Origin of the sequence: Lentzea sp. NPDC051838, assembly GCF_040681245.1 — a bacterium.
Taxonomy (GTDB): domain Bacteria; phylum Actinomycetota; class Actinomycetes; order Mycobacteriales; family Pseudonocardiaceae; genus Lentzea.
This window is the reverse complement of the sequence record NZ_JBFAYI010000039.1, coordinates 1-21179: the sequence shown is the minus strand read 5'-3', so window position 1 is coordinate 21179 and position 21179 is coordinate 1. Positions and strand designations below refer to the sequence as shown.

The 21179-nt window shown below is 68.5% G+C and carries 25 protein-coding genes; 7 read left to right on the top strand and 18 right to left on the bottom strand.

Annotated elements, in window-relative coordinates:
• Positions 1–110: 110 nt before the first annotated feature.
• The 5 genes from AB0M24_RS42705 to AB0M24_RS42685 form a co-directional block, all read right to left on the bottom strand.
• Positions 111–650: a sortase gene (locus AB0M24_RS42705; protein WP_363779972.1), complete on the bottom strand. Its 540-nt coding sequence runs from the start codon at positions 648–650 to the stop codon at positions 111–113.
• Positions 651–714: 64 nt separating this feature from the next.
• Complete coding sequence (locus AB0M24_RS42700) at positions 715–1605, bottom strand: hypothetical protein (RefSeq protein ID WP_363779970.1); 891 nt, start codon at positions 1603–1605, stop codon at positions 715–717.
• Positions 1606–1636: 31 nt separating this feature from the next.
• Positions 1637–2347, bottom strand: coding sequence for a hypothetical protein (locus tag AB0M24_RS42695; RefSeq protein WP_363779968.1), 711 nt, complete (start codon positions 2345–2347; stop codon positions 1637–1639).
• A gap of 12 nt (positions 2348–2359) precedes the next feature.
• Positions 2360–2941, bottom strand: coding sequence for a class F sortase (locus AB0M24_RS42690; RefSeq protein ID WP_363779966.1), 582 nt, complete (start codon positions 2939–2941; stop codon positions 2360–2362).
• 52 nt (positions 2942–2993) lie between these two features.
• A complete protein-coding gene (locus AB0M24_RS42685) occupies positions 2994–4397 on the bottom strand; it encodes an NAD(P)H-quinone dehydrogenase (protein ID WP_363779964.1) in 1404 nt (467 codons plus the stop codon).
• A 109-nt stretch (positions 4398–4506) separates the two neighbouring features.
• On the opposite strand from AB0M24_RS42685, the gene AB0M24_RS42680 reads away from it, so the two are divergent.
• The gene (locus tag AB0M24_RS42680; protein ID WP_045317832.1) at positions 4507–4956 is read left to right on the top strand and encodes a gamma-glutamylcyclotransferase family protein; all 450 of its coding nucleotides are present in this window, start codon (positions 4507–4509) and stop codon (positions 4954–4956) included.
• Between the two features lie 21 nt (positions 4957–4977).
• Here AB0M24_RS42680 and AB0M24_RS42675 read toward each other — a convergent pair whose 3' ends face one another.
• The 8 genes from AB0M24_RS42675 to AB0M24_RS42640 all read right to left on the bottom strand — a co-directional run bounded on the left by AB0M24_RS42675 (position 4978) and on the right by AB0M24_RS42640 (position 11530).
• Positions 4978–5781 carry an ESX secretion-associated protein EspG gene (locus AB0M24_RS42675; RefSeq protein WP_363779961.1) on the bottom strand — a complete coding sequence of 268 codons (804 nt, stop codon included), beginning with the start codon at positions 5779–5781 and terminating at the stop codon, positions 4978–4980.
• Positions 5781–6968, bottom strand: a complete 1188-nt coding sequence (locus tag AB0M24_RS42670) for a PPE domain-containing protein (RefSeq protein WP_363779959.1) — start codon at positions 6966–6968, stop codon at positions 5781–5783. The genes AB0M24_RS42675 and AB0M24_RS42670 overlap by 1 nt, the downstream gene beginning before the upstream one ends.
• Before the next feature lie 2 nt (positions 6969–6970).
• Positions 6971–7336: a transcriptional regulator gene (locus AB0M24_RS42665; RefSeq protein WP_363779957.1), complete on the bottom strand. Its 366-nt coding sequence runs from the start codon at positions 7334–7336 to the stop codon at positions 6971–6973.
• Between the two features lie 97 nt (positions 7337–7433).
• On the bottom strand, positions 7434–8012 hold the full coding sequence (locus AB0M24_RS42660; RefSeq protein WP_363779955.1) for a DUF3558 domain-containing protein: 579 nt from the start codon (positions 8010–8012) through the stop codon (positions 7434–7436).
• A 6-nt stretch (positions 8013–8018) separates the two neighbouring features.
• Complete coding sequence (locus tag AB0M24_RS42655; protein WP_363779953.1) at positions 8019–8585, bottom strand: GNAT family protein; 567 nt, start codon at positions 8583–8585, stop codon at positions 8019–8021.
• Between the two features lie 9 nt (positions 8586–8594).
• Positions 8595–9371, bottom strand: a complete 777-nt coding sequence (locus AB0M24_RS42650; protein ID WP_363779951.1) for an HAD-IA family hydrolase — start codon at positions 9369–9371, stop codon at positions 8595–8597.
• Complete coding sequence (locus AB0M24_RS42645) at positions 9350–9733, bottom strand: DUF1707 domain-containing protein (RefSeq protein WP_363779949.1); 384 nt, start codon at positions 9731–9733, stop codon at positions 9350–9352. Before AB0M24_RS42645 ends, AB0M24_RS42650 begins: the two co-directional genes overlap by 22 nt.
• A 30-nt stretch (positions 9734–9763) precedes the next feature.
• A complete protein-coding gene (locus AB0M24_RS42640; RefSeq protein ID WP_363779947.1) occupies positions 9764–11530 on the bottom strand; it encodes an acetyl/propionyl/methylcrotonyl-CoA carboxylase subunit alpha in 1767 nt (588 codons plus the stop codon).
• A gap of 133 nt (positions 11531–11663) precedes the next feature.
• Between AB0M24_RS42640 and AB0M24_RS42635 the strand changes: the two genes are divergently transcribed.
• Entirely contained in the window at positions 11664–12317 is a 654-nt protein-coding gene (locus tag AB0M24_RS42635; RefSeq protein ID WP_363779945.1) for a hypothetical protein, read from the top strand.
• Here the strand turns inward: AB0M24_RS42635 and AB0M24_RS42630 are convergent.
• The 3 genes from AB0M24_RS42630 to AB0M24_RS42620 form a co-directional block, all read right to left on the bottom strand.
• Positions 12314–13594, bottom strand: coding sequence for a dicarboxylate/amino acid:cation symporter (locus AB0M24_RS42630; RefSeq protein WP_363779943.1), 1281 nt, complete (start codon positions 13592–13594; stop codon positions 12314–12316). The two genes, AB0M24_RS42635 and AB0M24_RS42630, sit on opposite strands and share 4 nt — an antisense overlap.
• Before the next feature lie 178 nt (positions 13595–13772).
• A complete protein-coding gene (locus AB0M24_RS42625; RefSeq protein WP_363779941.1) occupies positions 13773–14372 on the bottom strand; it encodes a nucleoside triphosphate pyrophosphatase in 600 nt (199 codons plus the stop codon).
• Positions 14332–15732, bottom strand: a complete 1401-nt coding sequence (locus AB0M24_RS42620) for a DHA2 family efflux MFS transporter permease subunit (RefSeq protein ID WP_363779939.1) — start codon at positions 15730–15732, stop codon at positions 14332–14334. The genes AB0M24_RS42625 and AB0M24_RS42620 overlap by 41 nt, the downstream gene beginning before the upstream one ends.
• A 65-nt stretch (positions 15733–15797) precedes the next feature.
• Here AB0M24_RS42620 and AB0M24_RS42615 point away from each other — a divergent pair, with 65 nt between their 5' ends.
• Positions 15798–16184 carry a hypothetical protein gene (locus tag AB0M24_RS42615; protein ID WP_363779937.1) on the top strand — a complete coding sequence of 129 codons (387 nt, stop codon included), beginning with the start codon at positions 15798–15800 and terminating at the stop codon, positions 16182–16184.
• On the opposite strand, the gene AB0M24_RS42610 is transcribed toward AB0M24_RS42615, so the two are convergent.
• The gene (locus tag AB0M24_RS42610) at positions 16181–16396 is read right to left on the bottom strand and encodes an acyl-CoA carboxylase subunit epsilon (protein WP_363779935.1); all 216 of its coding nucleotides are present in this window, start codon (positions 16394–16396) and stop codon (positions 16181–16183) included. The genes AB0M24_RS42615 and AB0M24_RS42610 overlap by 4 nt on opposite strands.
• Positions 16393–18030, bottom strand: coding sequence for an acyl-CoA carboxylase subunit beta (locus AB0M24_RS42605; RefSeq protein ID WP_363779933.1), 1638 nt, complete (start codon positions 18028–18030; stop codon positions 16393–16395). The genes AB0M24_RS42610 and AB0M24_RS42605 overlap by 4 nt, the downstream gene beginning before the upstream one ends.
• 117 nt (positions 18031–18147) lie before the next feature.
• Between AB0M24_RS42605 and AB0M24_RS42600 the strand changes: the two genes are divergently transcribed.
• The 4 genes from AB0M24_RS42600 (at position 18148) to AB0M24_RS42585 (ending at position 20968) form a co-directional block, all read left to right on the top strand.
• A complete protein-coding gene (locus tag AB0M24_RS42600) occupies positions 18148–18966 on the top strand; it encodes a biotin--[acetyl-CoA-carboxylase] ligase (protein ID WP_363779931.1) in 819 nt (272 codons plus the stop codon).
• A 13-nt stretch (positions 18967–18979) separates the two neighbouring features.
• Complete coding sequence (locus AB0M24_RS42595; RefSeq protein ID WP_363779929.1) at positions 18980–19504, top strand: PH domain-containing protein; 525 nt, start codon at positions 18980–18982, stop codon at positions 19502–19504.
• Positions 19491–20420 (top strand): hydroxymethylglutaryl-CoA lyase, encoded by a 930-nt coding sequence (locus AB0M24_RS42590; RefSeq protein WP_363779927.1) that lies wholly within the window; start codon positions 19491–19493, stop codon positions 20418–20420. The genes AB0M24_RS42595 and AB0M24_RS42590 overlap by 14 nt, the downstream gene beginning before the upstream one ends.
• 92 nt (positions 20421–20512) lie before the next feature.
• Positions 20513–20968, top strand: a complete 456-nt coding sequence (locus AB0M24_RS42585; RefSeq protein WP_363779925.1) for a GNAT family N-acetyltransferase — start codon at positions 20513–20515, stop codon at positions 20966–20968.
• The last annotated feature ends 211 nt before the right edge of the window (positions 20969–21179 follow it).

The window sequence follows — 21179 nt, the reverse complement described above, 5'->3', positions numbered from 1 at the left end:
TCGTACATGCCAAGTGAAGCCTTGTCCTCGAGACAGAGGCCGGTGTTGAGGCTCTCCACCTAGACGTCCGGCTCGAACTTCTCGTAAGCACAAAAGCGCCGTTCATGGTTTTAGCCGGCAGGGGTTGCGTGCACGATCACGTTGTCGCGGGTGCCGCACGTGATCAGCCGCAGCCCCTGCTCGTCCGCGTCCCTCGCGACCGCTTCCGCGAAGAAGTCGTCGCGGATGATCCTCTCGCTGCGCGTCACCGTGAAGCGCGCCACCGAACCGTCCTTCTTGGACACTTCGACGACGTCGCCCTGCGTGAGGTCGTTCAGCCGGTAGAAGACGCCTCTGGCCCTGTTGCTCTCGATCCGCCCGACGATGATCCACTGCTTCGGATGCGTTTGGTGCCAACCGGCCTGCATGCCCTCGCCGGGCGGCGGCATCTGGACGACGCCCTGCGGGTCGAGGCCGAGCTGCACCAGCGACGACCGCATGCCGACGCGTTCGATCCTCAGCTCCATCGGATCGGAGTTGCCCAGTGGTGAGACCACCGGCGGCGGAGCGCTGTCGCTCGTCGCCGCCGATGGCTTCGGTGCCGGCCCCTGCGAACAGGCGGCGGTGGCCAGCGCCACGGTCAGCACCGCGATCAAGACACGAGTCCCCACGAAGCAATTGACGCACATCCGGAGGGTTAGTTGCTCGTCCAATCAAGACGGTGCCGAAACGTGATCAGGCGGTGCCGCCCCCACCGGTCTGCGGCGCGCCCTTGGGCTTCACCACCGGGGCCTTGCCCTTGATCGTCAGCTCGCGACCCGTGAAGATGTCGCCGCACTTCATGGCCGCTTCGTAGGTGCCGGGCTTGTCGACGGCCTTTCCGATGCCGATCATCTTGTCGCCCTCGCGGCTGAGCGTGATCGGAGCGACGAGGCCGTTGGACGTCAGTTCGCCCACGCAGTTGGCGCTCACCGGTGCCGTGGCGATGATCTTCTCACCCGGCGCGTACTCCTCCTTGTCGAAGGTGAACATCTCGTGCGGCGCCACGGCGAGAATCTCGATCTCCGTGCTGTTGCCGTACACCGGGTCCGACCCGCACGACAGCCTGACCTGGTACTTGCCGGGTGTGAAGCCCGCCGTGCCGTGCAGTCCGTGCATCGTCTTCGGGTAGAAGCCGTCCGAGTAGAGAGTGGCGCCCTCGGGGCAGTCACCCTCCTCGATCCGAACCTCGAACTTCTGCCCCGGCCTGAGCGCCGAAGGAACGATCTCGAACTTCGGGTTGATGTTCCTGTTCAGCACCTCGAACTCGGCCGTGCCGGTCTTCGTGCTGCCCTTGCACTTCGCGGTCGCGGTGAACTTGCCGGGCTTCTCACCCGCCGTGCCGGTCACGACGAGGTCGCCGGGCCCGACCGGCTCCAGGAAACCTGCGGACGTCACCGACTCCAGGCCTCCGGGGCACGTCCCTTCCTGGACCTGCGCCTGGAAGTTCTGCCCCTTGGCCAGCACGTTCGGTGCGATCTTGAACACCGGCACGACGTCGTTCTGCTGGGCGGTCGCGCTCGGGCCGAACGCGACCGCCGCTGCTGCCATCGCCGCCACGGCGACGATGGTCCTGATCCCCCTCATTTTCTTTCCCCCCATGTGTTGTGCTTCTAAATCAGGCGGTGCCCCCACCGCCGGTCTGTGGTGCGCCCTTCGGCTTGACGACGGGCTTCGCGCCGGGCTTGGGCGTCGGCGAGGTGGTCGTGGGTGGCGTGGTCACCGGTGGCGTCGACGGCGCGGCCTTCACCTTGAACATGGTGTCTTTGGTAGGGCCCGAGGAGCACCTGAGGCTTGCGTAGTAGGTGCCGGGCGTGCTGACCGCCGTCGTTTCGCCGACGAGCGAGTAGATGCCGCCGCCGGGAGCGAGGTATCGGGTGAGCTGGGCCGGTGCGGTGAAACCTGCTGATGTCGCCGGGCTTTGGCACTTCCAGGAGGGCTCCAGGTAGACCTCGATCTTCTCGCCTGGCGCGTACTCCTCCTTGTCGAGGTAGTGGTCGGTGCTCGGCGGGGCCTCGTGGAGGAAGAACGGTCGTTCGCCGGTCTCGGCGGTGTCCTTGCACTTCAGCGTCGCGGTCTGCGCGCCTTTCACGTTGACGAAGGTGCCGGTCAGCGTCGACAGGTCGACCGGACCCGCGAAACCGGGCGACGTGATGGAGACCGGACCGCCGGGGCAGGTGCCGTTCAGGATGAAGATGCTGAAGCTCGCGCCGGGTCGCGGTGCCTGCCGGAACTCGAAGTACGGCGTGACGGGCTCCTGCGCGTTCGCGATCGGCGTCAGGGCGAACGCGGTGCTCAGGACCGCAAGCGCCACAAGGGATTTCTTCATGTCGACCCTCCCTCAGATCAACGTCGCGTAGACGATGATGTTGTCCCGGTAGCTGTGCGCGGCCTGGTCGAAGCTGCCCCCGCAGGTGATCAGCCGCAGCTCGGGTTCATCGGTGTCGCCGTAGACGGCCTCGGTGGGGAAGCTGGCCTTGGCGATCTGCTCGGTCCTGCGCACGCGGAACTTCGCCGTCGTGCCGTCCTTTCTGGACACTTCGACCTCGTCGCCGGCGACGAGTTCCTTGAGGCGGAAGAAGATTCCCGGCTGCTTGTTGCCGTCGACGTGTCCCAGCACCACGGCGGGACCTGCCTCGCCGGGTGTGCGCGCGAGCTCGTACCAGCCCGCCTGCATCGGTTGCTCGACCGGCGGGACCTCGACGGTCTCGTCGGGGTTGAGCCCGAGCGGGACGAGCGACGACTTCGCGCCGATCTTCGGGATGCGCAGCTCTGTCGGTTCCGACGGCGGCATGCCCTTGGAGGATGCCGTGGTCGGAGTGGTGGTCGCCGGCGCCGGTGCGGTGGGCAGCACGACGTCAGGCGACGACGCACAGCCGGTCAGCAGTGCCAGCGCGATGAAGAGCCCCCAGAACGTGCGCATGCCCCGGACACGCACGTGTCCGGGGCACGGTTGCCCTGCGTTCTGACGTTATCTAATCGAGATCGTCGTGCCGCATGAGCTGGCGGCCGGACTCGGTGATCGAGCCGGACAGCGACGGGTAGACCGAGAACGTCGTGGCGAGGTGCTCGACCGTCAGCTGGTTCTGCACCGCCAGCGCGATCGGGAGGATCAGCTCGCTCGCGTTCGGCGCGACCACGACACCGCCGATGACGACACCGGTCGCGGGGCGGCAGAACAGCTTCACGAAGCCCCGGCGCAGGCCTTCCATCTTGGCCCGAGGGTTCGTGGCCAGCGGCAGCATGATCGTGCGCGCCGGCACCTCACCGGAGTCGATCGCCTGCTGGCTGATGCCGACGCTCGCGATCTCCGGGTTGGTGAAGACGTTCGCGGCGACGGTCTTGAGCTTGATCGGGCTGACGCCCTCGCCCAGCGCGTGCCACATCGCGATGCGCCCCTGCATGGCGGCGACCGACGCGAGCAGCAGCACACCGGTGCAGTCGCCGGCCGCGTAGACGCCGCTGACGTTGGTCCGGCTGACCCGGTCGACGGGGATGTAGCCGCCGCGCCCGAGTTCGATACCGATCTTGTCCAGGCCGATGTCGTTCGTGTTCGGCACGGAGCCGACGGTCATCAGGGCGTGCGACGCCTCGATCGTGCGACCGTCTTCCAGGTGGATCAGCACGCCGTCGCCGGTGTTCTCGACCTTGTCCGCGCGGGCGTGCTTGACGACGGCCGTGCCGCGCTCGGCGAACACGTCCTCCAGCACCGCGGCCGCGTCGGCGTCCTCGTGGGGGAGCACCCGGTCCCTGGACGAGACCATGGTCACCTTCACGCCCATCTCGGTGTAGGCGGAGGCGAACTCGACACCCGTCACACCGGAACCGATGACCGCGAGGTGCTCGGGCAGTTCGGGCAGGTCGTAGATCTGCCGCCAGGTGAGGATCCGCTTGCCGTCGGGCTCGGCGCCCTGCAACACGCGCGGGGTGGCGCCCGTTGCGATGAGCACCACATCGGCGTTGAGGATCTCCTCCTTGCCGTCCGCGCTGATCGCGGTGACCTGGTGCTGGGCGAGCCCGCGCGAGTCGTCGGCGAACCTCGCGCGCCCGTTGATCAGCCGCACGCCTTCGCGCTGCAGCCGCGCCCGGACGTCCGCGGACTGCGCGAGCGCGAGGCCCTTCACCCGCCCGTGCACCACCGGCACGTCGACGGTGGCCTGCTCGTTGTGGGTCTGAATGCCCAGCTCACCGGCGTTGCGGAAGGCGCTGCGAGCACCCGCAGAGGCGATGAAGGTCTTCGAGGGAACGCAGTCGTACAGGACGCAGGCGCCACCGGCCCCGTCGTTCTCCACCACGGTCACGTCGGCGCCGTGCTGCGCCGCGACCAGGGCTGCCTCGTAACCTGCGGGTCCGCCGCCCATGATGACGATGCGGGTCACGATCAGTTCCCTTCTGCGCGCTTGCTGGCCGGCACAACCGTACGCGTTGGCCGAATCGCCCGTGTCGTCAGTACCGAAAGCTGATCGTTGGGTCGCTACGCTGTCGGACGTGCCGCTCTATGCCGCGTACGGGTCGAACATGGATCCGAACCAGATGATGGAGCGAGCCCCGTACTCCCCGCTCGCGGGGACCGGCTGGCTCGTCGGTTGGCGTCTGACGTTCGGTGGCGAGGACCTCGGCTGGGAAGGCGCTCTCGCGACCATCGTCGAGGAGCCTGACCAGCAGACGTTCTGCGTGCTCTACGACGTCTCGCCTCGCGACGAGTCGCGCCTGGACCGGTGGGAGGGCGCGCTCGGCCTCTACAAGAAGATCCGGCTGCGGGTGCAGACCCTCGAGGGTTCCGTCGTGGCCTGGCTCTACGTGCTGGACGCCTACGAGGGCGGGCTGCCGTCCGCTCGGTACATCGGCGTGGTCGCCGACGCGGCCGAGGCCGCCGGGGCGCCGGACGACTACGTGAACGACCTGCGCACCCGTCCCTGCCAGGGCATCGGTCCGTGATCAGGGGCTTTGCGGACGCGGTCAGCCGATGGCTTCCGCCAGCAGCTCCACCAGGTGGTGGTGCATGCGCCGGTAGTCGACGGGCGTGATCGTCGACCAGGGCGCCTGCCCGTCCGAAGCCCGGCGCATCTGCAGGTAGCGGCCCTTGGGCGTGTCGTAGAACGCGACCACCCGGTCCGGCCGCACCCGCTTGCCCCACTTGTCCCGAGCCGCGGCACCGAACTGGCCCCGGTTCGAGGCGTCGCGGACCATCTCGGCCAGCGTGTGGGCATCGTCACCGCGCAACCGGCCCCGCAACCCGGCTTCCAGGTCCTCTGGCGTCGCTGCTGAGGCGGCCGCTGCGTCCAGGTCGGACGACGGCAGGGTGATGGAGTGGCCCTCGCCCGCAGGAGCCGCGGGCAGGGCGGTGAGGGCCTCGCGCGGCAGTCCACCGGCTTCGGCGGGCCGCAGCACGAGCTGACCGCCGTCGAGCACGGCCAGCACGCCTGCCTGGCCTTTGCCCGCGGCCAGCAGCCGCACGCTGCGGTCGGCCAGCCACATCCGGGCGTCGATCTCCTGCTGCGGCCGGTTCAGGACGTGCAGCAGGTCTTCCAGCGTCGGGTCCAGGGACCGCGGGCCACCCAGGCCGCGCGCTCCCAGCTGCCGCCAGACGCGGTCCTCGATGTCCCGGCGTTCCTCGCGGGTCTTGCCCGGTGACGGCACCTTGAGCACCAGAGGCATCGTCTCCAGGCCCAGGTGCTCCCAGAGGACGTCGAACTCCAGCGTGGAGATGATCACCGGGTCGCGCGTGTCGCTCGTCCCCATGTCCAGGCCCAGCACAGTCATCAGTCGGTCGTGCTCTCCCCGATCACCGGCAGCGTGTAGCTGCCGACGCCGTAGATGTCGTCGCGTTCGCGCAGGTAGTCGGCGGCCTTGTGCTCCATGTCCTCCTCGTCCTCGCCCTTGCGCGGACCCATGCCGCCGAAGGGGTCGAACGACTGAGGGGCGGGCACTGCCCTGCGGTGCACCTGGTCGCCGTCGGCGGCCGCGCCGAGCGTGCCCATCGAGCCGAGAGCGGAGCTCGCCGCGCCCGACACGCCGGCCGCACCGCCGTGACCCATCATCGGGCCGACGACAGCCCCCGAGGCCGCGGTCGCGCCCGTCTCCATCTCCTTCGGCTCCGAGCCGGAACGACCGGAGCGCTGGCCCGGCACACCGACACCGGCGGTGCCCGTGCTGCCGGGACCTGCCGTGCCGAAGGACGAGACCGAGGTCGTCGTGCCCTTCGAAGCGGGACCGCCGGACGTCGACACGCCCGACTTGCTCGTCGTCGAGCTGGGAGGCGGGGTGGCGCCACGAGGCGGCGGAGGCGCGCCCGTGACACGCGGACCCGTACCGGTGCGGCTGCGGTTGACGCCGCCGACACCACCGTTCGGGCCTACGACCCAGGCTCCTGCCGTGCCGATCTGCGTGCCGCCGCCGTGCGTCACGCCGGTGCCGGAGATCGACAGCTGCGGCGGCTGGCTGAACTGGCCGAGCGTCGAGGTGTTCGACGTCGTGGAGGAGGCGTAGGTGGTCATGACCTCACGGGCGCGGCGCTCGGCGGCGTCCTGGGCCGCCTCCTGCTTCTCGTGGTCGGTCTGCCCGCCGAAGAGGTGGGTGAGGCCGGTGATCAGCGCGCCCGGCTGCTCGGAGGTGACGTTGACCGGCTTCGGCATGTCCGCGCGGGCCTTCGAGATGTGGCCTGCCTGCAGTTCCGCCGAGTAGCGCATCACGTCGGCGCCGGTGCGGGCGCTGTCCGCCCACGCGGCGATCGGGTTGAGGCCCGCCGCCGCCATCTCGGACGCCTTGCCGGTCCACCTCGCGCCGGACAGCGTGATGCCCTTGTGCAGGTCGTCGTTGATCTCGGTCAGCGCGCTCGACACGCCCTGCCAGCGCTCCATCGACGCGAACGACGCGGAGGGGCCGGGGCCCGCGTTGATGCGGTCGTACAGCTCCTTGTGGCTGTAGCCCTGCCAGCGATGGTCGACCATGGTCAGCACCCGCTCTTGTTCATCATGCCGGTGTTGTCGCCCTCGACCACCTGGTACTGGCGCTCGATCTGGTTCAGGTTGTCCATCGCGGTCTTGAGCTGCCGCTGGTAGTTCAGCAACGCCTGCAGCGCCGAGTCACCGTCGGAGATCGACCTGTCGTTGAACTTCTCCGCGGCCTCGGCGCTCACGGGATCACCCGCCCACGGACGGACGCGGAACTCGGTGATCGCCATCTCGATCTGCTTGTCGAGTTTGATCAGCGCGGCGGAGAAAGTGCTGCGCAACGCCGGAATCGCCCCTGGTTCCACGTTCAGCTCGTGGCTGACGGGTGGCGAGGAGTCGGCCCCGCTGCGTCCCCCTGGCGGCATGGTGCGACCTCCGGCGGTTGTGCGTACAAGCGCGTCGACACTCTAACCACCGAAGGTAACGCTGGGGAGTGCGATCAGTGACATCCGCCCGTGTGGGTCAGCGCTTCTGGAGCAAACTGGCCATCGCCGCCTCGGCCACCCGCTGGGCTCCCAGGCAAAGATGATCTTGTTGCACCGCAGTGGAATTCCCGCCGTCGCGGAACATGACGTCGAGGAACTGGCCGTCCGCGACGTCGATCTCGACGTTGCAGACGTCGTCGAGGTCGGGTGTGCGGACGGTAATCGCCGCGAAACCCTCGATCGAGCTCACCGCGTACTCCACCTGGGCGTTCTCGGAGAGCCACACGTCCGCCCCGGACGCCAGCACGAGAGCCAGCCTCGCCACGTTGCCGCTCGTCGTGCTGCGCATCGTGCAGGCCTTCGCGTCGCCGAAGCTCTTCTCGACGTACGCGCTCGGCGGGTTGTCGAGGCTCAGCGAGATCCGCTGGTCGGGCGTGAGCACGGCGCAGGGGTCGAGCGCGTCGAGCTTCACCTCACGCGGCCGCTGCGGGAAGTCCATCTGCTGCGACGAGGTCGGGGGAGGCGGAGGAGGCGGGCTGTCGAGGGAGCTGGGGGCAGGTCCGGCCGTGCATCCGGCCAGCGCCACCGCAACGATGAGGAGCGCCGTGGTCCGCATGGCGCGTCACGGTAGCTGCTTCGGGTATGGATCTGTTGCGAGGCGTGACCACTGCAACTCGTCAACACGCTGGTCATCGATGATCGTGTTGTCGCGAAGTCGACCCTCCAGGGTGAACCCGCACTTCTCCGCGACGCGTTGCGACGACGGGTTGAGCACCGAGTGCTTGTAGACGATCCGGTGCATGTCCATCGCGCCGAACGCCCAGCCGATCACGGCGTTGAGCGCCAGCGGCAGCACGCCCTTGCCGCGGTGCGCGGGGTGGGTCCAGCAGGTCACCTCGGCCAGCCCGGCCGTGCGGTCGATGTTGCTGAGGACGATCCCGGCGACCAGGTCCGCGGTGACGGCCTCGCACACCGCCCACGACCAGCGGTAGCTCTTCTCCCAGCCGTTGGTCATCAGCATGATGAACATCTCGGCGGTCGACTCGCTGTCGATCGACAGGCGGTTCATGTACCGCTTGGTCTCCGGGTCCGCGTAGATCTCGACGAGCGCCCGCACGTCGCTGACGCGGTCGTCGTTGCGGAAGGCGCGCAGGTAGTACTCGCCCGCGTTGATCTCTACTGGCTCCACGGACTGAGGCTAGTGCTCGCCGGTGAATCCGTCGTGACGATCCGCCAGATCGTCGAGCTCCGGCCGGTGCGCGGACGCGGGCAGGCCGTCCGGGGCCGTGGTGAGCTCGATCACCCAGTCCACGTCCTCGGCGTCGTCCTCGCCCGCCAGCATGTCCCGGTGCACGTGGCACGGCCCCCAGCCGCTCTCCAGCAGTTCGGCGGCCAGTTCCTCGGCCTCGTCGCGGTCGGGGAGGATCAGCAGCACCGTCGGCCCGATCAGCCCGCGCACCGCCAGCGCGGTCCGCAACGCCGCCGTGTCCGGCACGTGCACGCCGTCCAGACCCACCTCGCACGCCGCCCGCGCGTTCTCCTCCGCGTCGTCGCAGAAGACCGCCGTCGTGTGGCCGAGCTCGGCCAGCACCCGGCGGAAGATCGCCGGGTCCGGCTTCGCGACACCGAGCCGGGCCGAGTTGAAGATCGCGTCGAACTCCGCGTCCAGCCCCAGCCGGGCGAGATCGGCCTCCAGCCGCGTGGTCGCGTTCGACAGCAACGCCACGAAGCACTGCTTGCGCGCGGCCCGCACCAACGCGAGCGCCTCGCCGATCACCTCGCCGGTGGACGTCTCAAATTCCGGCCCTACCTCGTGCCGCCACTGCTCGTCGGTGATCTCACCGGTGACGGCTCTATGGAGCAACGACGGTTCGAAAGCTCTCTCGGCGATCTCCGCGGGCAGCGGCGGGAACCTGCGCACCACGCCGTCGAGATCGAGCAGCAGCAACGGTTTCAGCGCCGGCGTCCGTTCCACTGGGCCCACAGGATCGCGACCGCGGGCACGAGCAGGAAGATCAGCGGGTTCTTCACCAGGAAGAAGAACACCAGCACCACGGCGATGCCCGCGACGGGCACGACGTTGGCCTCCCACCTGCGGGCGGGACGCGCGGGCTCCGGGTACATCGCCATCGGCGCGGCGAACTGCGGACGCGGGTCCGGCAGGTCGTAGAACAGCGCCATCAGCTCACCGCGGGTCTTGGCAGTGCTGATCTTCGCGGACCGCTCGCCGTACTCGTCGATGTCGATGCGGCCCGCGCTCATGTGCTCGCCGAGCACCTGCAACGCCTGGTTGCGCTCGGTGTCGCCGATGCGGATGTCCCTGGTCGGGTCGCTCACCCTTCAATCGTAGGTGAGCGACCCACCCACTCAATCCTTGAGCTCGCAGATCACGGTGCCCTGGGTGATCGGGTCGCCAGGAGCCGCCGCGAGACCCGTCACGGTGCCCGCCTTGTGCGCCGTCACCGGGTTCTCCATCTTCATGGCCTCCAGCACCACGATCAGGTCACCGGCCTCAACCTGCTGCCCGTCCTCCACGGCGACCTTCACGATCGTGCCCTGCATCGGCGCGGCCACCGCGTCACCGGACACCGCGGCGGCGGACCCGCCCGCACGCTTCGCCTTCGGCTTCTTCGCGGCAGCGGCAGGCCTTCCAGAGCCGACCGCGAGATCACCCGGCAGCGACACCTCGAGACGACGTCCACCGACCTCGACCACGACGGTCTGGCGCGGCGTCTCCTCGTCAGCGGCTTCGCTGGAACCGGCGAACGGCGCGATCTGGTTGTCGAACTCGGTCTCGATCCACCGCGTGTGCACGGTGAACCCCTCGGGCTTCTCGGCGGTGAACGCCGCGTCCCGCACGATCACGCGGTGGAACGGCAGCACCGTCGCCATGCCCTCGACGACCATCTCGTCCAGCGCGCGGCGGGCACGGGCGAGCGCCTCGTCGCGGTTCTCGCCGGTGACGATCAGCTTGGCCAGCAACGAGTCGAACTGCCCGCCGATCACCGAACCGCTCTCGACACCTGCGTCGACCCGGACACCCGGACCCGAAGGCGCGACGAACGACGTCACCGTGCCGGGCGCGGGCAGGAAGCCGCGACCGGCGTCCTCACCGTTGATCCGGAACTCGATGGAGTGCGCGCGCGGAGTCGGGTCCTCGGTGTGCTTGAGCTTCTCGCCCGCCGCGATCCGGAACTGCTCGCGCACCAGGTCGATGCCCGTCGTCTCCTCCGACACCGGGTGTTCGACCTGCAGGCGCGTGTTGACCTCCAAGAACGAGATCGACCCGTCCAGCCCGACGAGGTACTCGACCGTGCCCGCGCCGTGGTAGCCGGCCTCCAGGCAGATCGCCTTGGCGGAGCTGTGGATCGTGGCGCGCTGCTCGTCGGTCAGGAACGGCGCGGGCGCCTCCTCGACCAGCTTCTGGTGGCGGCGCTGCAAAGAACAGTCACGCGTGCCGACGACGATCACGTTGCCGTGCGTGTCCGCGAGCACCTGCGCCTCGACGTGCCGCGGCTTGTCCAGGTACCGCTCGACGAAGCACTCGCCGCGCCCGAACGCCGTGACCGCCTCGCGCACCGCGGAGTCGAACAGCTCCGGGATCTCCTCGATCGTGCGCGCGACCTTCAGGCCACGACCGCCACCACCGAACGCGGCCTTGATCGCGACGGGCAACCCGTGCTCGGTCGCGAACGCGATGATCTCGTCCGGCCCGTTGACCGGATCCTTGGTACCGGGCACCAACGGCGCTCCTGCGCGCATCGCGATGTGCCGCGCCGTCACCTTGTCGCCGAGGTCGCGAATCGCCTGAGGCGTCGGCCCGATCCACGTCAGACCGGCGTCGATCACGGCCTGCGCGAAGTCGGCGTTCTCGGACAGGAAGCCGTAACCGGGGTGCACCGCGTCCGCACCGGACTGCGCGGCGGCGCCCAGCACCTTCTCGAACGACAGGTAGCTCTCGCCGGGCGTGTTGCCACCGAGCGCGAACGCCTCGTCCGCGAGCCGGACGAACGGCGCGTCGCGGTCGGGATCGGCGTAGATCGCGACACTGGCCAGGCCGGCGTCACGGCAGGCGCGGATGACCCGGACGGCGATCTCACCGCGGTTGGCGATGAGGACCTTGCGCAGCGACACGGCGTCGTACCTCCTGCTGGACCGGCAATTACGGCTCTGGCTGGTGCCGCAGTCTACGGAAATCGGTGAACTCCGAGAGGGAGAGACGGCTCACTTCACATCAATCGTGGGCCCATCCGCCACAATCTGCGACGTGGGTGCATCCAGGTCGGTGCAGGTGACCGCCGTCGTCGCTGCCGTGGTTGTCGTCGCCGGGCTGGTTTACGCCTATTTCCAGCGCCCGAACAACACCGATTCAGGTCAATCCGGCACCGACTCCGGAATGCGCTGTGGCACCACCGTCTGCCAGGTCATCATCGGCAAATCGGTCGGCAAGGACCTCGTCGAGCTGCTCGGCGGCACGGGTGGCGGGCGGATCAGGGTGACGGGCGCGTCCGGCCCGTTCATCTTCGAGATGACCATCGCCGAGACCGGCGCGATCGTGAACGGCGACTCGCTGCAGTGCAAGGAGGCACCGGTCAGCGTGTGCCTGGTGCGCGGGAAGCAGAACGGCAAGATGCTCGGCGAGGTGCTGGTCCGCAAGGACGGCACGTGGTCGCGCGCGCAGACCGCCTATCAGGCCAGTGCCGGGTCGATGGAGCTGCACGACGTCAACGACGACGGCACCGCGGACATCGTCGCGGTCCAGCTCGGGTGCGACGGCCAGTGCAACGACGCGTTCGTGCAGGTGTTCTCGGCGGTCGGGCCGGTCATCGGATGTACGAGTCCGGCGCCGGCGAAGGAGCAGCTCGCTGGCTGGCCCACGCCGGCGCCGAAGATGTCGCAGATCCGTCCCTGTGCCGACTAGGCGGTGACGAGCTCCCGCTTCTCGACCGACTCGTCAAGCAGCCCCTCGCTGCGCGCCACCAGCACCGGCACGGTGATCTGGCCGGCCACGTTGGTCGCGGTGCGGACCATGTCGAGGATCGGGTCGATCGCGTAGACCACGGCCACACCGGTCGCGATCACGGCGGGCGGCAGGCCGACGACGCTCAGCGTCAGCGTCAGCATCGTGTACCAGCCGGTGGTTCCGGCGGTCGCGAGAGCACCGAACACGGCGACGAGCACGATGCCGACGTACTGCCACACCGAGAGCTGGATGCCGAACAGGTTCGCGATGAAGATCGTCGCGACGGCCGGGTAGACCGCGGCGCACCCGTCCATCTTGGTCGTGGTGCCGAGCGGCACGGCGAAGTTCGCGTACTCCTGCGAGACGCCGAGGTCAGTGGCGGCCTTGCGGGACAACGGAAGCGTGGCACCCGACGAGCGCGACACGAACGCGAACTGGATCGCGGTGCCGGCCTTGCGGAAGAACTCGACCGGCGAGGTCCTGCCGACGAACTTCAACAGCACCGGGTAGACGACGAACAGCACCAGCAACGTGCCGACGTAGACCGCGAGGATCAACGAGAACAGCGGCCGCACGAACGAGTTCCCGTACGACGCGACGGCGTTGCCGATGAGACCGAAGATGCCGATCGGCGCCAGCAGGATGATCCAGCCGACGACCTTCTGCACGATGTCGAAGAACGAGCGCACGAGGTTCGTGAACGGCGCGGCCTTCTCACCGAGCGCGTAGGCGGCGAACCCGACGAGCACCGCGATGAAGACGACCTGCAGCACCTCGCCCTCGGTGAAGGCGCTGAAGATGTTGCTGGGAATCAGGTTGTCGAGCAACGCGCTCCACGAACCGGACGTGCGCTTGGCGAGCTTGTCGACGGCACCGGCGGCGGGCTCGATCTGCACGCCCTGGCCGGGCTTGATGATCGCGCCGACCGCGAGTCCGATCAGCACGGCGATGAACGACGTGATGGCGAACCACAGAAATGTCTTGCCGCCCAGGCGCGCGGCTGTTCGGCCGCCGCCGAGGTTCCGCAGCGACGCGATGCCGACGACGATCGCGGTGAACACCAACGGGATCACGGTCAGCTGCAGCAGCGACGTGAAGATGGAACCGATCTTGGCGAGGACGGGCGCGAGCCACGTGCCCTTGCCGAGCCAGCCGGCGAGCGCGCCGAGGACGAGCGCGCCGAGCACGGTGAAGCCGAAAACCTTGGGCTTGCGGTAGGTCTGGACGAACGACACTGGAACATCTCCTGTGCAGGGATGAGCGAATAGGGCCGGGAGCGATTAGCTCCGACAGCCCGTGCTCGTCCTGCGTGCCAGGTCTATGTGCCTGCGACGCGTCAAGTACTCGTTCACCGCTAGCCCCAACGCCGGCGTTGAGGGCAGTCTTCCCTGATGGGACGAAGTGTGACCAGGGCTACCAGAGTGTGGACACCGGCACGCCGATCTCGTTCAGCAGCTTGCGCGTCAACGGCAGGCTGATGCCGATCACCGACGTGTGGCAGCCGTCGATCCCGTCGATGAACCAGCCACCCCGCCCGTCGATCGTGAACCCACCCGCGACGTGCAGCGGCTCACCAGAAGCGATGTACGCCTCCAGCTCCTCGTCCGACGGCGTGCCGAACCGCACGACCGTCGACTCGGCACCCGAAGCGCGGCCGACGACCGCACCCTGAGACACCCGCAGCACGGTGTGTCCGGTGATCAGCACACCGCTCTTGCCGGAGACCCGGTGCCACCGCTCCCGCGCGACCTCGGCCGTCCCCGGCTTGCCCACGAGCTCGCCCTCGAACAGCAGCATCGAGTCGCAGCCGACGACCACGCACTCGTCGTCGTACTCGATCGCCTCCGCCTTGGCCGCGGACAGCGCGACGACGGTCTCCTCAGGCGTCGGGTCGGTGAGCGACGCGACCAGCGCGTCCTCGTCCACACCGGACACGCGGACGACGGGCTCGATGCCCGCGGACCGCAGGACGCTAAGACGGGCGGGTGACTGGGAGGCCAGGATCAGACGCACCCGCGGAGTCTCGCACGCCCGTTTCGCGCCTCAGCAGCACCGCCGTGCTCACCCCGATGACCGTGGCCACGACGAGCATCAGCAACGCCGCGCGCGTGGCGGAGGTGAACGAGCCCGTCGCCGCCAGCCCGATCTGCAGCACAGCACCGGTGCCCGCGCTGCCCAGCACACCGCCGAGCTGCCGAGAGGTGTTGTAGATCCCCGCGCCCGCGCCCATCAGCTGCGGATCGAGCGTCTTCGTGGCGATGTTCGTGAGCGGCGAGTAGACCATCCCCATCCCGGCGCCGACGACCACGAGCGCGGGCAGCAACAGCCACGGCGACCCGCCCAGCTGCAGCGTCATCACCGCGATGCCGCCTCCGAGCAGGGTGAAGCCGGTGATCGGCAGGAACTTCGCGCCCGGCCCGTTCGACAGCCGTCCCGCGAAGAACGCCACCACGCCGGACGTCAGCGAGGTCGGCGCGGTGAGCAGACCCGCTTCGAACGCCGACAGCTTCGGCACCGTCTGCACGAACAGCACCAACGGCACGAATAACCCGGTGACGGAGAAGCCGATCATCACGTTGGCGACGTTGCCCAGCGAGAAGTTCCGGTTGCCGAAGATCCGCAACGGCAGCAGCGGCTCGGTGTTGCGCCTTGCCGCCTGCCACAGCACGAACAGCACGAGGAACACCGCGCCCGCGACGATGATCTCGGCGATCGTGATCGGCCCCGCGACCCGGCCCCACGCGTAGTGCTCGCCGTTCTGCACCCCGAACACGACCAGCCCGAGCCCGAGGCAGCACAGCACGACGCCGAGCACGTCGAACCGGTGCGACCGGCCCGGCTGCCAGTCCGGCACCCAGCGCAGCACCAGCGCGAGTGCCACCACGCCGATAGGGATGTTGACGAAGAAGATCCACTCCCAGCCGAGCTGCGTGACGAGCACCCCGCCGAGCAGCGGCCCCGAGACCGTCGCGAACCCGGCGACCGACCCCCAGACACCCAGCGGCGCGCCGCGCTTGTCCGGCGGGAACAGGTGGGTGATGAACGACATCGTCTGCGGGGTCATGGCCGCGGCCCCAAGACCCTGCACGGCGCGTGCGGCGATGAGGACTTCAGCGCTGCCGGCCAGTCCGCAGGTCAGCGAGGCCAGCACGAAGATCGCGAGCCCGGCGAGGTAGACGCGCTTCGGCCCGAAGCGGTCACCCAGCCTGCCGGTCAGCAGCAACGGAACCGCGAACGTCAGCAGGTACGCGCTGTTGACCCAGATGATGTCGTTGAGCGACGCGTGCAGACCCTCGATCATCGAGGGCATCGCGACGTTCACGATGGTCGTGTCCAGCAGGATCATGAAGAACCCGACGCACAGCGCCGACACGGCCCGCCAGCTTTGAGTAGTGCTACTGATGCGCCATCACCCCGTTCATCGGCACCCTCGACCGAGTGAAGCGCTGGGTGCTTGTCCTCACCGAACGCGGTTCCGATCGCGAAGGCAAGCGCAGACGGATCGCGGCACTGCTCATCGGCCTGTGCGGCCTCGTCGGATCGTGGGCCGTCGGCGGTGTGCTGGCGAGCGATCCGATCGGTTACGGCGTGCCGATCTGGCCGTTCGCCGACCGCCTGGACCGCGCGGAGAACGCACTGCTCACCCAGGTCGTGCCCGCGGTGCGCGACAACCTGCCGCTGAATCCGGCGGTTGCTCAAGTACTGCGCAGGACCGACGCCTACGGCAGTGAGTTCTGGACGCTGAAGTTCCAGGTCGACGGCGAGTCCCGCTGTCGCGAGGTCGCCGTCGGCCTGAACGTCACGAGCCGCCGGGTGAACTGCTAGCCGGGGAAACCGGACGCCCGCCAGGCACCCGGTCCGTGCTGCAACGGCCTGCGCACCCGACGAGCGGGGTTGGCCCACTCCGAGCGCTGCTTCGGCTTGTCCTCGACGGGCGTGGCCGACGCCAGCCCGGCGATGACAGCGGTCAGTGCCGCCAGTTGGTGGTCGTCCGGGGCGCCCTTGACGACCCGGAGCAGAGGCTGGTCGGCGGTCACAGCGGGATGTTCCCGTGCTTCTTGGGCGGCAGCGTCTCGCGCTTGTCCCGCAGCATCGACAGCGCCCGAGCCACGTACCCGCGCGTGTAGGACGGCGGGATCACCGAGTCGACGTACCCGCGCTCAGCAGCCTGGTACGGGTTGCACAGCGTGTCCTCGTACTCCTGCTGCAACTGCGCGCGCAGGGCGTCGACGTCCTCACCGGCAGCAGCGGCGGCCGCGAGAGTCTTGCGGTGCACGATGTTCGCGGCCCCCGAAGCGCCCATGACGGCGATCTGCGCGGTCGGCCACGCCAGGTTGATGTCGGCGCCGAGGTGCTTGGAGCCCATGACGTCGTACGCGCCGCCGTACGCCTTGCGCGTGATGACGGTGACCAGCGGAACCGTGGCCTCGGCGTAGGCGTAGATCAGCTTGGCGCCGCGTCGGATGATGCCGTTCCACTCCTGGTCGGTGCCGGGCAGGAAGCCGGGCACGTCCACGAACGTCAGCACCGGGATGTTGAACGCGTCGCAGGTGCGCACGAACCGCGCGGCCTTCTCGGAGGCGTCGATGTCGAGGCAGCCGGCGAACTGCGTGGGCTGGTTCGCGACGACACCGACGGAGTGCCCGTCCACGCGGCCGAAGCCGACCAGGATGTTCGGCGCGAACAGCGGCTGGACCTCCAGGAAGTCGCCGTCGTCGAGCACGCGGTTGATGACCTCGTGCATGTCGTACGGCTGGTTCGCGGAGTCCGGGATGAGCGTGTCGAGCTCGCGATCTTCGTCGGTGATCGAGTCGCTGACCGAGCCCTCGGTCAGGGTTCCCTCGAACGCGGGCGAGTCGCTGAGGTTGTTCGACGGCAGGTACGACAGGAGTTCCTTGACGTACGCGATCGCGTCTTCCTCGTCGCTGCCGAGGTAGTGCGCGTTGCCGGACTTGGTGTTGTGCGTGCGACCGCCGCCCAGCTCCTCCATCGTGACGTCCTCACCGGTGACCGTCTTGATGACGTCGGGACCGGTGATGAACATGTGCGAGGTCTGGTCGACCATCACCACGAAGTCGGTCAGCGCGGGCGAGTAGACGTGGCCACCCGCGTTGGAGCCCATGATCAGCGAGATCTGCGGGATCACACCGGACGCGCGGACGTTGCGGGTGAAGATCTCGCCGTAGAGGCCGAGCGAGACGACGCCCTCCTGGATGCGCGCGCCGCCGCCCTCGTTGATGCCGACGATGGGGCGGCCGGTCTTGATCGCCAGGTCCATGATCTTGACGATCTTCTCGCCGTAGACCTCGCCGAGCGACCCGCCGAAGACCGTGACGTCCTGGGAGAACACGCACACCGGGCGGCCGTCGACGGTGCCGTAGCCCGTCACGACGCCGTCGCCGTAGGGGCGGTTCTTCTCCTGGCCGAAGTTGGTGGACCGGTGCCGCGCCAGCTCGTCCAGCTCGACGAACGAACCTGGGTCGAGCAGGAGGTCGATGCGCTCGCGGGCTGTCTTCTTGCCCTTCGCGTGCTGCTTCTCGACCGCGCGAGCCGACCCGGCGTGAACCGCCTCGTCGTTGCGCCGGTAGAGGTCAACGAGCTTGCCCGCGGTGGTGTGGACGTCGGGCGCGTCTGCGGGGACAGTCCCGATCGGCTCGGTCGCACTGCTCATGGGGTCGCAGCCTAACGAGAGCATTGCTGAACTGCCCCGTGCAGTTGTCCAGGTCACGGCAACCTGTTGGTCATCTCTTATCGCACGTACCCTCTCTCGTTCCAATAGCCTGGCCCGATGGACATCGCACTCGACGCCGAGGCGCTGCGCGCGCGGCTGGTCGCCCCCAACGGTCCGTACGCCGCTCTCGACGTCGTTTCGAGCACTGCGTCCACGAACGCCGACCTGGCCGCGGCCGCCACCGCAGGTGCTGCGGATCGCACCGTGCTGATCGCGGAGGAGCAGACCGCGGGACAGGGCCGTCGTGGCCGCACCTGGTCGTCGCCAGCCGGCGGGCTCTACGTCAGCGTGCTGTTCCGTCCGTCCGAGGTGGCTCCGCAGCGGCTGCCGTGGCTGAACCTGATCGCGGGTCTCGCTCTGGTGCGGGTCGCCCAGTCGGTCGGTGTCGAGGCCTCCCTGAAGTGGCCCAACGACCTGCTGCTCGGCCCGAAGGCGGAGAAGGGCGCCGGGATCCTGTCGGAGATCACCGCCGGCGTCGCGCAGGCCGTCGTCGTGGGCATCGGCCTCAACGTGGCGAAGCTGCCGGACGACGTGCAGCCCGCGCCGGGAGGGCTCCTTCCGACCTCGCTGGAGGACGCGGGCGCCTCCGAACTGGACCGCGAGGAGCTGGCGTTCCGGCTGCTGGTCGAGCTGGCCGGGTTGGAAGGCGTGTGGCGCAAGAACGGCGGCGACGCGGTCGAGGCCGGAATCCTGGAGGAGTACCAGGAGCACTCGGCGACCGTCGGCGAGCGCGTGCGCGTCGAACTTTCAGGTGGTGTTCAGCTTCTCGGGGTGGCGCAGCGCATCGAGGCCGACGGCACGCTGGTCGTCCGTGGATCCGATGGGGTGGATCACGGCGTGTCCGCTGGTGACGTGGTGCATTTGCGCCCCGCGTGATTAGGGTTGGCTCATGGCCTACCCCGACGACCTGCTGAGCTCAGGCGAGCACGTCGTGATCCACCGGCATCCCCACTGGAAGATGCTGATCTTCCCGGTGTTCTGGCTGCTGGTGGTGGTCGCGATCGGCACCTACCTGGCCGGGCTCGTCGTCGACCAGTCGTGGGCCACCATCGCCTGGATCGCGCTGGCCGTGATCGGCGTCGTGCTGATCATGTGGCTGACGCTCGCGCCACTGGTGCGCTGGCGGACCACCCACTTCATCGTCACGTCGGACCGGGTGATGGCGCGCGAGGGCGTCTTCAAGCGCACCGGCCTCGACATCCCGTTGTCGCGCATCAACAGCGTCCGGTTCGAGCACAGCCTGCTCGACCGGGTGCTGGGCTGCGGCACCCTGATCATCGAGTCGGCGTCGGACGAGCCGCTCGAGTTCGACGACATCCCGTCCGTGGAGAAGGTGCACTCGTTGCTGTACCGCGAGGTCAACGACAACCCCGACGACGACTTCCACCCGAGGACGCTCGATGGGCGCGCGTGAGGTCGGCCTGCCCGACGTGGTCCCCTCCGGCTCGCTGCCCTCGCGGGTGACGATCTGGGAGGTCGGCGCCCGTGACGGGCTGCAGAACGAGTCCGTCGTCGTGCCGGTGTCGGTGAAGCTGGAGTTCCTGTCCCGCCTGGCCGCGTCCGGACTGTCCGTTTTGGAGGCAACGTCCTTCGTGCACCCGAAGTGGGTGCCGCAGCTGGCGGACGCTGCCGAGCTCCTGTCCGGTTTGGACGCTCAGCCCGGCGTGATCTACCCCGTCCTGGTGCCGAACGAGCGCGGGCTCGACCGAGCCTTGGAAGCCGGGGTCACGCACATCGCGATCTTCGCTTCGGCCACGGAGACGTTCGCCTCCCGCAACCTGAACCGCACTTTGGACTCGCAGTTCGAGATGTTCGAGCCGACGGTTTCGCGGGCGCTCGCCGCTGGGATGGACGTTCGCGGCTACGTGTCGATGTGCTTCGGCGACCCGTGGGAAGGTCCCGTCGCGCGCGGACAGGTCGTGGCTGTTGGTGAGCGGTTGCTGGAGATGGGCTGTTCGCAGCTGTCTCTTGGGGACACCATCGGGGTGGCTACTCCTGGGCAGGTCGAGTCGTTGTTGGAGGGCTTCCGGGACGTGACTCGGCTCGCCGTCCACTTCCACGACACGTATGGGCAGGCGCTGTCCAACACGTTGGCCGCTTTGCGTTGTGGCGTAACCACTGTGGACTCGTCTGCCGGTGGTCTTGGTGGGTGTCCTTACGCGGAGTCGGCTACCGGGAACCTCGCTACCGAGGATCTCGTGTGGATGCTCGACGGGCTTGGGGTGGAGACCGGGGTCGATCTGGACAAGTTGGTTGAGACTTCGGTGTGGATGGCTGAGCAGCTTGGGCGGCCTAGTCCTTCTCGTGTGGTGCGGGCGCTGGCCAAGTGAACGTTGTGGAGCTGAACTCTGAGACTTGGCCGTTGGCTGAGGCGTTGTTCAGCTCTAGCAAGACTGTTGAGTGGTGTTTCTGCACTTGGTTCATGCAGACCAATGCTGAGATGAAGACGAACGACAACCGGGCCGTTCTGCGCGAACGGCTCGGTTCGCCGATCGGGTTGCTCGCCGTTGATGCCGGTGAGGCCGTCGGCTGGGTGGCCGTCGCGCCGCGGGCGTCGTACTCGCGGCTGGGGCGGTCGAAGATCACCGCGCCTGTTTGCGAGGACATTTCTGACGTGTGGTCGGTGACTTGCTTCTACGTGCACCGATCGGCGCGGCGGCAGGGGGTGACCTCGTTGCTGCTGGACGCGGCGGTCGAGCACGCTCGAGAAGCCGGTGCCAAGTCGATCGAGGGGTATCCGGTCGACACCGAGGGGCGGAAGCTGCAGGCGGGCGAGCTTTACCACGGCCGGCTCGCGATGTTTCTCGACGCGGGCTTCGAGCTCGTCGAACACCGCGGCACGCGCCGAGCGCTGGTCAGCCGCGCGCTGGCTCCGTAGGCCGTCTCCCTGTTTCGTCGGCGGCTGCCTGTTTCGTGTCCGTGCCGTTCCCTTGTTGCGTGCGGCTGTCGCTTTGCGAGTCGCGGCCTTGTGGGTGGTCGGGTTGCGGGCGGCGTGTTCCTGTTGCGTGCTTCCCCTTGGGAGCTCTGCCCCAAACCCCGCCAATCTGATCAGGGGGCCAGCGCTGTGGGTGGGTTGATGGCACGCCTGT

Bases quoted from the DNA above. Each gene is read 5' to 3' on its own strand.
- AB0M24_RS42700 (WP_363779970.1), bottom strand. From the start codon at position 1,605: ATGAGGGGGATCAGGACCATCGTCGCCGTGGCGGCGATGGCAGCAGCG.
- AB0M24_RS42695 (WP_363779968.1), bottom strand. From the start codon at position 2,347: ATGAAGAAATCCCTTGTGGCGCTTGCGGTCCTGAGCACCGCGTTCGCC.
- AB0M24_RS42690 (WP_363779966.1), bottom strand. From the start codon at position 2,941: ATGCGCACGTTCTGGGGGCTCTTCATCGCGCTGGCACTGCTGACCGGC.
- AB0M24_RS42675 (WP_363779961.1), bottom strand. From the start codon at position 5,781: ATGACTGTGCTGGGCCTGGACATGGGGACGAGCGACACGCGCGACCCG.
- AB0M24_RS42670 (WP_363779959.1), bottom strand. From the start codon at position 6,968: ATGGTCGACCATCGCTGGCAGGGCTACAGCCACAAGGAGCTGTACGAC.
- AB0M24_RS42665 (WP_363779957.1), bottom strand. From the start codon at position 7,336: ATGCCGCCAGGGGGACGCAGCGGGGCCGACTCCTCGCCACCCGTCAGC.
- AB0M24_RS42660 (WP_363779955.1), bottom strand. From the start codon at position 8,012: ATGCGGACCACGGCGCTCCTCATCGTTGCGGTGGCGCTGGCCGGATGC.
- AB0M24_RS42605 (WP_363779933.1), bottom strand. From the start codon at position 18,030: ATGAGCAGTGCGACCGAGCCGATCGGGACTGTCCCCGCAGACGCGCCC.
- AB0M24_RS42600 (WP_363779931.1), top strand. From the start codon at position 18,148: ATGGACATCGCACTCGACGCCGAGGCGCTGCGCGCGCGGCTGGTCGCC.
- AB0M24_RS42595 (WP_363779929.1), top strand. From the start codon at position 18,980: ATGGCCTACCCCGACGACCTGCTGAGCTCAGGCGAGCACGTCGTGATC.
- AB0M24_RS42590 (WP_363779927.1), top strand. From the start codon at position 19,491: ATGGGCGCGCGTGAGGTCGGCCTGCCCGACGTGGTCCCCTCCGGCTCG.
- AB0M24_RS42585 (WP_363779925.1), top strand. From the start codon at position 20,513: ATGCAGACCAATGCTGAGATGAAGACGAACGACAACCGGGCCGTTCTG.